This is a genomic window from Frankia sp. CoBUL1, assembly GCF_978021245.1.
In genome coordinates this window covers 1-10,073 of the sequence record NZ_CDXDOS010000118.1, presented here as the reverse complement: position 1 = coordinate 10,073, position 10,073 = coordinate 1, and the positions used below count along the sequence as shown (strand labels likewise).

Annotated in this window: 6 protein-coding genes and 2 pseudogenes; 5 read left to right on the top strand and 3 right to left on the bottom strand. The window is 71.2% G+C overall.

The genetic code is table 11. From position 1 onward, the window contains the following. Positions 1-40: 40 nt before the first annotated feature. Positions 41-3,835 (top strand): annotated as a pseudogene (locus AC08OX_RS10495) (molybdopterin-dependent oxidoreductase); the annotation flags it as partial. 86 nt (positions 3,836-3,921) lie between these two features. Here AC08OX_RS10495 and AC08OX_RS10490 read toward each other — a convergent pair. From AC08OX_RS10490 to AC08OX_RS10480, 3 genes are all read right to left on the bottom strand, one after another. Continuing rightward, positions 3,922-4,707 (bottom strand): NUDIX hydrolase, encoded by a 786-nt coding sequence (locus AC08OX_RS10490; RefSeq protein ID WP_476607635.1) that lies wholly within the window; start codon positions 4,705-4,707, stop codon positions 3,922-3,924. Positions 4,708-4,832: 125 nt separating this feature from the next. Further along, positions 4,833-6,218 carry a nicotinate phosphoribosyltransferase gene (locus AC08OX_RS10485; protein WP_476607634.1) on the bottom strand — a complete coding sequence of 462 codons (1,386 nt, stop codon included), beginning with the start codon at positions 6,216-6,218 and terminating at the stop codon, positions 4,833-4,835. Positions 6,219-6,293: 75 nt separating this feature from the next. Further along, on the bottom strand, positions 6,294-6,506 hold the full coding sequence (locus AC08OX_RS10480) for a hypothetical protein (RefSeq protein ID WP_476607633.1): 213 nt from the start codon (positions 6,504-6,506) through the stop codon (positions 6,294-6,296). 109 nt (positions 6,507-6,615) lie between these two features. On the opposite strand from AC08OX_RS10480, the gene AC08OX_RS10475 reads away from it, so the two are divergent. The 4 genes and pseudogenes from AC08OX_RS10475 to AC08OX_RS10460 form a co-directional block, all read left to right on the top strand. Next, entirely contained in the window at positions 6,616-6,810 is a 195-nt protein-coding gene (locus tag AC08OX_RS10475) for a hypothetical protein (protein ID WP_035732600.1), read from the top strand. 169 nt (positions 6,811-6,979) lie between these two features. Next, positions 6,980-8,473 carry a helix-turn-helix domain-containing protein gene (locus AC08OX_RS10470; RefSeq protein ID WP_476607632.1) on the top strand — a complete coding sequence of 498 codons (1,494 nt, stop codon included), beginning with the start codon at positions 6,980-6,982 and terminating at the stop codon, positions 8,471-8,473. Between the two features lie 8 nt (positions 8,474-8,481). After that, complete coding sequence (locus tag AC08OX_RS10465) at positions 8,482-9,486, top strand: NAD-dependent epimerase/dehydratase family protein (RefSeq protein ID WP_476607631.1); 1,005 nt, start codon at positions 8,482-8,484, stop codon at positions 9,484-9,486. Positions 9,487-9,872: 386 nt separating this feature from the next. After that, a pseudogene (locus AC08OX_RS10460) lies at positions 9,873-10,073 on the top strand (transporter); the annotation flags it as partial.

Below are 10,073 nucleotides of genomic sequence, written 5' to 3'. Positions count from 1 at the left end.
GGGACACCCCCCGCCGCACGCTCGGTGCGTGACCACGACCATGCCGGTGCCGGCCGCGCCCCTTGCCGAGGCGGCGACACACTGCCCGTACTGCGCCCTGCAGTGCGGAATGATGCTGCGCGCCACCCCGGAGAGCGCCACCAAGGAAGGCACCGGAAAAGACGACGGCCCGGAACCCGCAGGCGGAAGGTCTCCGGGGCCGGTTGCCGTACTCGCCCGCGAGTTCCCCACCAACCGGGGCCGGATGTGCCAGAAGGGGTGGACCTCCGCCGAACTGCTGACCGCCGCGGACCGGCTCACCACCCCACTGATGCGGCCACGACGCGACGCCCCCCTCGAGCCGGTGAGCTGGGAACGGGCACTCGACCGCATCACCGAAGGGATCATCCGCCTCCAGCGCGAACACGGCCCGGACGCGGTCGGCGTCTTCGGCGGCGGCGGGTTGACCAACGAGAAGGCCTACGCCCTGGGCAAGTTCGCTCGGGTGGCGCTGCGCAGCTCCGCGATCGACTACAACGGCCGGTTCTGCATATCGTCGGCGGCCGCCGCGGGCATCCGCTCGTTCGGGCTGGACCGGGGCCTGCCCTTCCCATTGGAGGACATCGCGCACGCCGGGGCCGTCATCATGGTCGGCAGCAACGCGGCCGAGACCATGCCCCCGTTCATGCAGTACCTGACCCGCCAGCGGGAGAACGGCGGGACGCTCGTGGTCGTCGACCCGCGGCTGACGGCCACCGCCCGCGCCGCGGCCCTACATCTGCAGATCACCCCGGGAACTGACCTGGCCCTGGCCAACGGGCTGGCCTACATCGCCCTAACGGAGGGGTACGCCAACCGCGACTTCCTCGCCGCTCGGACGACGGGCCTCGCCGAGCTTCGAGCAGTACTCGCCTCCTACTGGCCCGAACGGGTGGAGCGCATCACCGGAGTGCCGGTGGCAGACCAGTACGCCGCCGTGGGCCTGCTCGCCCAGGCCGAACGGGCGATGGTGCTCAGCGCCCGCGGTGCCGAACAACACAGCAAGGGCACCGACACCGTCACGGCGCTCATCAACCTCGCCCTCGTACTGGGGCTGCCCGGTACCCCCGGGTCGGGCTACGGCTGTCTCACCGGCCAGGGCAACGGGCAGGGCGGCCGGGAACACGGGCAGAAGGCCGACCAGCTTCCCGGCTATCGCAAGATCATCGATCCGGTGGCCCGGGAGCACATCGGTCGGATCTGGGGCGTCGACCCGACGACCATCCCCGGTCCGGGCCGCAGCGCCTACGAGATGCTGGACGCGCTCGGCACGCCGCAGGGCCCGAGGGCGCTCCTCATCCTCGGCAGCAACATCGCCGTCTCCGCCCCCCGGGCCGGTCGGATCACCTCGCGGCTGGCCGCCTTGGACCTGCTCGTCGTCGCCGACTTCGTGCTCAGCGAGACGGCGGCCATGGCCGACATCGTCCTGCCGACCGCCCAGTGGGCGGAGGAGGAGGGAACGATGACCAACCTGGAGGGTCGGGTACTGCGGCGGGAACGGCTGCGGCCTCCTCCGGCCGGGGTACGCACCGACCTGGAGATCATCGCGGCGCTCGCCGCCCGACTCGGCCACGCCGAGCGCTTCCCCGGCGAACCACGGGCGGTCTTCGACGAGCTGCGCCGGGCCAGCGCCGGGGGGATCGCCGACTACGCGGGCATCAGCTACGAGCGGATCATCGCATCGGACGGGGTGTTCTGGCCCTGCCCGGACGAGACGCACCCGGGCATCCCCCGGATGTTCCTGGACCGCTTCGCCACTCCGGACGGACGGGCCCGGCTCGTGCCGGTCGAGCACCGTCCGGTGGCGGAGGACATCGACCCCGAGTACCCCTACTACCTGACCACCGGGCGGGTGCTGGCTCATTACCAGAGCGGTGCGCAGACCCGCCGGATCAGACCCCTCGTTGACGCCGCGCCGGAACCCTTCGTCGAGATCCATCCCGACCTCGCCGAACGGCTCGGGATCGCTGAGGGGGCGCCGGTGCGGGTCACGAGCCGACGAGGCACCTGCGAGGTGCCGGCGAGGCTGACCGACACCCTCCGATTCGACACCGTCTTCCTGCCCTTCCACTGGGCCGGGGCCGGACGGGCGAACTCCCTGACCAACGATGCGCTCGACCCGACGTCCCGGATGCCCGAGTTCAAGGTGTGCGCGGTCGCGGTCGAGCCGATCGACAACCCGGACGACGACCCGATCGGCCACCCGGGCGACGATCGGCATGCCACCGGGTCCGTTCCCAGCGCGACGGGTCGGGGCTGCCGAACCCGTTCGAGCCATGTTGACGGGCCGCAGCCGACCGAGCGGAAGGCGCCAACGGTGATGACCGCAAGGCCCCGAACCATGATGCACGACGCCGCGCCCGCGTCGGACTCCACAGGGGCCTCCGGGCCGCGCCGCGTAGTCATCGTGGGGCATGGGATGGCGGGCTCCCGGATGATCAGTGAGCTTCGTTCCCGAGATCCCAACCTGATCATCACCGTGTTCGGGGAGGAGCCGCATCCCGCCTACAACCGCATCCTGCTGTCGAACGTCCTGGCAGGAAAGGCGGATCTGGCCGACATCACCCTGGTCGACCATGCGGCGTCCGGCGACAGCGGTGACGACACGCCCCCGTGCGCTCTGGTCGACGTCCGGGCCGGCGTGGTGGCGCACCACATCGACCGTACGCGTCGCACCGTCACGGCCGACGACGGCAGCGTCGTCGCCTACGACGTACTCATCCTCGCCACCGGGAGCCGGGCGTGGCTGCCACCGATCGAGGGACTGACCCGACCGGATGGGACGCTGCTACCCGGAGTGGCGGCGTTCCGCACCCTCGACAACTGCCGGCATATCCTCACCCAGGCCGAACGGGCCACCCGCGCGGTGGTACTCGGCGGCGGCCTACTCGGCCTGGAGGCGGCCCGCGGCCTGGTCCGCCGCGGTCTGGACACGACGGTCCTGCACGCTGCGGGTCACCTGATGAACCGCCAGCTCGACCGGCGGGCCGGACAGGTGCTGGTCCGGACGCTGGCCGGACTCGGGGTGCGGTCCCGGCTCGCGGCCAGGGTCGTCCGGATCCATGGCGACGAGCGGCTCACCGGCGTGGAGCTGGCCGGCGACGAGGTGCTCGACGCCGATCTGCTGGTGGTCTCGACCGGCGTCGTGGCGGTGACCGACCTTGCCGCGGCGGCCGGCCTGCCGGTCGAAGCCGGGATCGTGGTGGACGATCAGATGCGCTCCCCCGCCGATCCGGCCGTGTTCGCGGTCGGTGACTGCGCGCAGCACGAGGGGACGGTGCAGGGGCTGGTGGCGCCGGCATGGGACCAGGTCCGGGTGGTGGCCGACGTTGTCACCGCCGCCGACCCCGCCACGCGCTACAGCGGCGCCCGACCCGTGACCAGGCTCAAGGCGTCGGGAGTGGATCTCGCCACCATGGGCGAGGTCGACGTGGACGAGTTCGACGAGGACGCCGAGGTGCTGCAGTTCGTCGATGTCACCCGGGGCACCTTCAAGAAGCTGGTGATCCGCGGGGACCGGCTGGTGGGCGCGATCATGCTCGGTGACAACCCGACGGTGGGGACCGTGACGCAGCTGTTCGACCGGCAGGCTCCGGTGCCGGCCGACCGGCGCAGCCTGCTGTTCCCGACCCGGACCGAGGTCACCGTCACCGACAGTCCGGCGACCCTACCCGACCGGGTCACCATCTGCCGGTGCAACAACGTGACCAAGGGCGGGATCACCCGCTGCTGGTTGGACGGAGCACGTGACCTGCCGGCGATCGTCACCGGTACCCGGGCGACGACCGGATGCGGCACCTGCCGGGACGCCGTTACGGGCATCGTCGAGTGGCTGGCCGCGGCCGACCCGGAGCCGTCGTCCGCGGCAGGCGACAACTGCGCGGCCGGTCTGGAGGAATCTCCTCAGACCGACCGGCGCAGCAGTGGCGGGTGCAGCGCGACCGCCGAGCCACGCCGATACAGCTCGGCGGGCCGACCGCCACCGCGCGGGGAGGTGCGCTGGCCCAGCGGCACGACGAATCCCGGCGTGGACAGCACCTTGCGGCGGAAGTTCGGCGGATCCAACGCGACGCCCCACGCGGCCTCGTAGACGCGGCGCAAGTCGGCCAGGGTGAACTGCTCCTCGCAGAAGGCTGCGGCCAGCGGGGTGTACTCCAACTTGGCCCGGGCCCGCTCCACGCCGTCCCCCACGATCCGCGGATGGTCGAAGGCCAGCGTCGGGCCGTCGGTCGAGTCCAGGTCCTCCACCGGCCACCAGCGGGCCCGCGGTCCATCCCGGCCGGGCTGCGGCTGCGGCTGCGGCTGCGGCTGCGGGAGATTCGGCAGCAGGGCCAGGTAGGCCACGCTGACCACCCGGACACGCGGGTCGCGGTGCGCGCCGCCGTAGGTCCGCAACTGCTCGAGGTGACCGGTCGTCGTGACGCCCGTCTCGGCCGCGAGCTGCCGCAGGGCCGAGGCGTCGAGATCCTCGTCGCGGTCGACAAAACCACCGGGCAGCGCCCAGCATCCGCCGAACGGGGGATCGTCCCGGCGGATGACCAGGACACAGAGCCGACCGGCGCGCAGGGTCAGCAGAACCACGTCCACGCTGACGGCGAGGGCGGGCGGCATGACGGTGACGCTGTCATGCCGCCCGCCCTCGCCGTCCAACGGACCGCGGATCCGGTTCGATGGAGAGGCGGGCGCCACCCCTCCAGTCTGGCCATCCCCGTGCCGGCACACACGGGCCCCTCCTCGGCCTCCCGCCGGAAACGGCACCTCAGCGGGCGACGCCGCCCGACGGCCCGGGACGGCTCAGGGAGGCCCGAGACGGCTCAGGGACGGCCCTCCGCGTGGACGACGGGCAGGCACGGCGGGCCGTAGCCCACCTCCCGAGCGGTGGGGGGAAGGGCCGCGAGGGCCAGACGATGGTGCTCGCGGGCGCGCCGGGTGCCGGCCGGCCCGGTCAGGCCACCGACCGGCTCACCGGCCTTCACCAGCGGACGCAACAGGTCCCGGTCCCGGGCCGGGTCGGGCGGTCGCTGCGACGCGGGGAGCGCGTCCCCGGAGCCAGCGGGATCCACCCCCGGACCGGACGGACCGGACAAGCGGTCCGGGGCCGACGGCGAGCCCGGCGGGCTCGGAAAGATGACATCAGCGACGGCCCGGCCGTTGAGGTCATGGCGGCGGACGACCCGCTTGCGCCCCCCACGGGTGCTCTTGCCGACCGACCTCTTCGCCACGGGTTCGCCGTCGACCTCGACCAGCTTGTAGACGAACCCCGCGGTGGGCGCGCCCGCACCGGTGACCAGGCCGGTGCCGACACCGTAGCCGTCTACTGGGGCGTCGCCCAACCGGGCTATGGCGTGCTCGTCCAGATCCCCGGTCGCGATGATCCGTGTTCTGGTCGCGCCGAGGCCGTCAAGCTGCGCGCGGACGGCGCCGGCGACCCGACCCAGGTCCCCGCTGTCGATCCGGACGGCCCCGAGCTCGGTGCCCGCCGTCGCGACGGCGGCGGCGACCCCCGCAGGGACGTCGTACGTGTCGACGAGCAGCGTCGTGCCGACACCGAGGGTGGCGACCTGCGCGGCGAACGCCTCGGCCTCACTTGGATGAACGAGTGTGAAGGCGTGCGCGCTGGTACCGACGCTGGGGACCTCGTACGTCCGGGCGGCCTCCAGGTTCGACGTGGCCGCGAAACCCACGAGGTAGGCCGCGCGGGCGGCGGCCACGGCGGCGGCCTCATGGGTGCGCCGAGATCCCATTTCGAGACAGGGCCGGTCCCCGGCCGCCCCAACCATCCGGGCCCCAGCGGCCGCGATCGCGCTGTCGTGGTTGAGAATGGCGAGCACGAGTGTCTCGAGCAGCACGGTCTCAGCGAAGGTGCCCTCGACAGCGAGCACGGGCGTCTCGGCGAAGAACGGCTCGCCCTCGGCGAAGCCATGGATGTCGCCGCCGAAGTGGTAGTCCGCCAGCCACTGTGCCGTGGCCTCGTCGATGACATCGGCGGCCCGCAGAGCGGCTAGCTCGGGCGGCCCGAACCGGAAGTCCGCCAGCGCATCGAGCAGCCGACCGGTGCCGGCGAACACACCAAAACGGCGACCCGGCGGCAACGATCGGGTGAAGACTTCGAAGACCACACGACGATCCGCCGCGCCGGACCGGAGCGCCGCGCGCAACATGGTCAACTCATAGTGATCGGTCAGGAGTGCCGTCGACATCCGGAACACGGTAGGGACGAGCAGGCTCCGATGCGCGCCGGCCGGCGGTTTGGCGGGCGAGGAAAGGGAGCGAGTTCATCCCGTCGTGGTGCGTTGGCCTGACAGTGGGCGAACGTCGATTCCAACACGGTATGCACTACACGTTCCATCGACCTTCAGGAGCACATGAGAGAGCCTCGACGTGACCACGTTGATCAGGGCGAGGCCGATCAGCGCTAGGACGATCAGCACCAGGCCGATCAGCGCCGGATCGATCAGCGCAACCCCGACCGGCCCGACGGCGAACACGGGGAGGATGACCGTGAGAACGGTCGGTCACCTGCGGTCGCGACCCGAACAGAAACACTCTCCGGGTATCCCCGGGGATACCCGGGGTCGGCGTGCGATCGTCTTGACCGTGGACCACAGCAATGCCGGGATCTTCCTCGTCACGGTCGGCGGGGCGCTGTTCGCACTGCTGGTGCTCGGCGGCCGGGCAGGCCGGGGCATCGCGCGCGAGGTCTGGAGCCGTATCGGCTTCTTCCGCTGGATACTCCTCCTGATCATCATTGTGATCGTTCTCGACCTCGCGGACGGACTTCCCAACCAATGAACATACATTCGACGGGAACGCCCTCGCATAACACATGGCACCGAGGATGTTGCTGGAAGCCGCAAAATTACACCCACACGAGATGTTCGAATTATGTCACTGCACCCCTAGATGCCCGGCTCGTTATGCTCACTTCGCGTAACACGATTGTCGGACGAGAGGGTTGCGGGTGACCGGTCACACTTGGCTATGGACGCCGCCGCGTTCTACTCCCACCAGCGTTGGTGTGGGCCAACTCCTACGCGCGTACCGGCAGGCCCACGGCCTCACGCAGCAGCAGCTCGCCGACCGTCTGGGCTTCGACCAGTCCTACGTATCCAAGGTGGAGAGCGGCCGGCGGGCTATCCACGACATCTCGACGCTCCGTCACATCGCCCGCAATCTGGCGCTGTCCCCCGAGGACGTCGGCCTGGCCCCGGGATCGATGACGGACCGTCGCCGGGAGACAGCGCCGCGCAGTCCGGCGGCCGAGCAAGCCGCCGCGAGCCAACGCGCGTGGCGGCTCACCCGCGATCACCTCAACCACCATCGGATCAGCCTCGCCCGCGCGGCGGTGCGGCTCTACCCGGAAACCGACCGACTCGGCAGCGGGCTACTGGCCCGACCCGGCTGGGTGTGGGACACCCCGGTGGACATCGACGATGTCACCCTTGGGTGGCACGATAGCGCCGAGGCCCCCACGATCAGGGGGGACGAACCCGAGACGGCCGGTAGCCGGCCCCTGCTCGGTGGAGGCGGTCAGCAGAACCGCTACCAGCGCTACACGCGGGCGATGCGGGACCTCGACCGGCCGACCCTGTTCGAGAACCGGCTCAGTTTTCGCCTACTCGATATCGGCGGTGACGGGACCGCGGGACCGTCACCGGACAACCATCCGTCGCTGAGCTTCGCCCACACGACGTACTTCGACGCCGTCGACGTCTGCGAGACCGTCGCACACGAGACGGCGGCCGCGATGGCCGGCAGCGGACTGTCCTGGCCCGCGCTGCCCTTCCGGGCGCGGATCGGAGATCCGTTCGACTTCACCCGGCGGGCGGCCCTGCCGTCCATCAACACGCTCACGATCCGCCACGATCGCGGCGGCCAGGCGAGCTTCTTCCTGCACCGGCGCAGCGCGGGCTCGGTCGCGACCGCGGGCGGGGTGTACCACGTCATCCCGGCCGGGGTCTTCCAGCCGTCGGGCATCACCCCGTTCCACCATGAGGCCGACTTCGACCTGTGGCGCAACATCATGCGTGAGCTGAGCGAGGAGCTGCTGGGCAACCCGGAGCACGACGGCAGCTCGTCCAGCCCGATCGACTATGACACCGACGAGCCGTTCCGTTCGTTCGAGCAGGCGCGTCGGTCCGGCGCCATGCGGGTGTCGTACTTCGGGATCGGGCTGGACGCGCTCACTCTGTTCGGCGAGATCCTCACCGTCGTCGTGGTGGACGCCGACGCCTTCGACCGGCTTTTCGGCAGCATGGTCCAGACCAATGCCGAGGGATCGGTCGTCACCGCGGGTCCGAACCGGTCGGTGACCGAGGGCATCCCGTTCACCCACTCGGCGCTGCGCCGTCTCGTCGACACCGAGCCCATCGCCCCGTCGGCCGCCGCCTGCCTGGAACTCGCCTGGCGCCACCGGGAGACCCTCCTCGGGATGCGCATGCGGGCCGCATCCTGATCCCGGACATGCGCGTCCTTGTCACCGGCGCGGCCGGCTTCATCGGCGGAGTGGTCACGGACATGCTCGCCACCGCCGGACACCAGGTTACGGCGATGGTCCGCGAGCCGATGACCACGCCGCGGTTCGCCCCCGATGTCGAGGTGGTGGCCGCGGACCTGCTCGATCCCCGCCAGCTGGCCGCGGCGGGGGTCAGCCGGGGATTCGAGGGGGTGTGCCATCTCGCGGCCCTGACCCGGGTGCGGGAGTCCCGGCTGGATCCCGTGCGCTACTTCCAGACGAACCTGACCGGCACCATCAACCTGCTGGCCGCCCTGGAGGAGGGCGCCGAACACACCGGGGTCGCACCCGCGTTCGTCTTCGGATCCACCTGCGCGGTCTACGGCAACGTCGACCTCGCGCGGATCCCGGAGACCTGCCCACCCGACCCGGTGAACCCCTACGGAACCTCCAAGTTCGCCGCCGAGCGGCTGCTGTCCCACCAGGCCGGCACCGGGCTGCTCGGCGCGGTGATCCTACGTTCCTTCAACGTCGCGGGTGCCGTCGCGGGACACATCGACCGCGACGGCAGCCGGATCATCCCGGCGGCGATCGCCGTGGCGAGCGGATGCCGGGACGTGTTCCGGGTCAACGGGGACGGCCTCGCGCTGCGGGAGTACGTCCACGTCGTGGACATGGCGACGGCCTACCTGACGGCGCTGGTCGCCGCGCGCCCCGGGCACTGCGCGGTGTTCAACGTGGGCAGCGGCGTCGGGGTGAGTGTCACCGACGTGCTCGCCGCGGTCGGCCGGGTCGCCGGGCGCCCGGTCCGCCGCGTCCACTGTCCGCCGGTCTCCGAACCGAGGACGCTGATCGGTGACAGCACCCGGATCCGCGCCGATCTCGGCTGGAGCTCTCCGGCGTCGAGCATCGACCGCATCGTCGCCGACGCGTGGCGCTGGGGCCGGGGGCCGGCACCGGCCGGGGCCACCGCCCTGCCGCCATGCCAGCGGATCGCTCCGAGCATCACCTGAGGAGACCCCGCGGGCCCCGCGGCGGCCCGCGGTGCGGCAGGCTGCGGCTGGCATCCCTCCCGGCCCTTCCCCCTGGCCCGACAGTCACCCGCCAGCCAGCATAGATTAGCAGGCTGGTTGCAGGCAGGCATACTTCGCAAGGCCTTCCATCGGCCGGCCTATCCTCGTATACCTAATGCGACGGAGCTTCCCGTGCCGCCTGAGCTCGCCGGGAACAGCCGTGGGCCACCCGACGGAGCACCTGTTCATCTCCGCACACTAATCTGACGCCTGTCGTGACCCGGATCATCTCGGGGGCGGGCTCCACGCAGAGGCTCCGCCGCGCCGCCCGCACGACCGCGCCGCCCGCACGACCGACGACGACATGCTCCTTGGGGGAGACGAAAGTGGACGAGCAGACCGCTGGGACCGATAACCCGCGGCCCACATCGCGCCTGGTGGTCGACGTGGTCCGCGCGCTGCGCGGATGGGTGGTGATGGCCGCCGGCGGCGTACTTCTGCTCGGCTGCTACCTGGGTGTCTCCAAGGAGACGGACGTCGCTTTCCAACTACCCTACGTGGTTTCCGGCGGTTTTGGGGGCCTAGCG

Bases quoted from the DNA above. Each gene is read 5' to 3' on its own strand.
- AC08OX_RS10485 (WP_476607634.1), bottom strand. From the start codon at position 6,218: ATGTCGACGGCACTCCTGACCGATCACTATGAGTTGACCATGTTGCGC.
- AC08OX_RS10465 (WP_476607631.1), top strand. From the start codon at position 8,482: ATGCGCGTCCTTGTCACCGGCGCGGCCGGCTTCATCGGCGGAGTGGTC.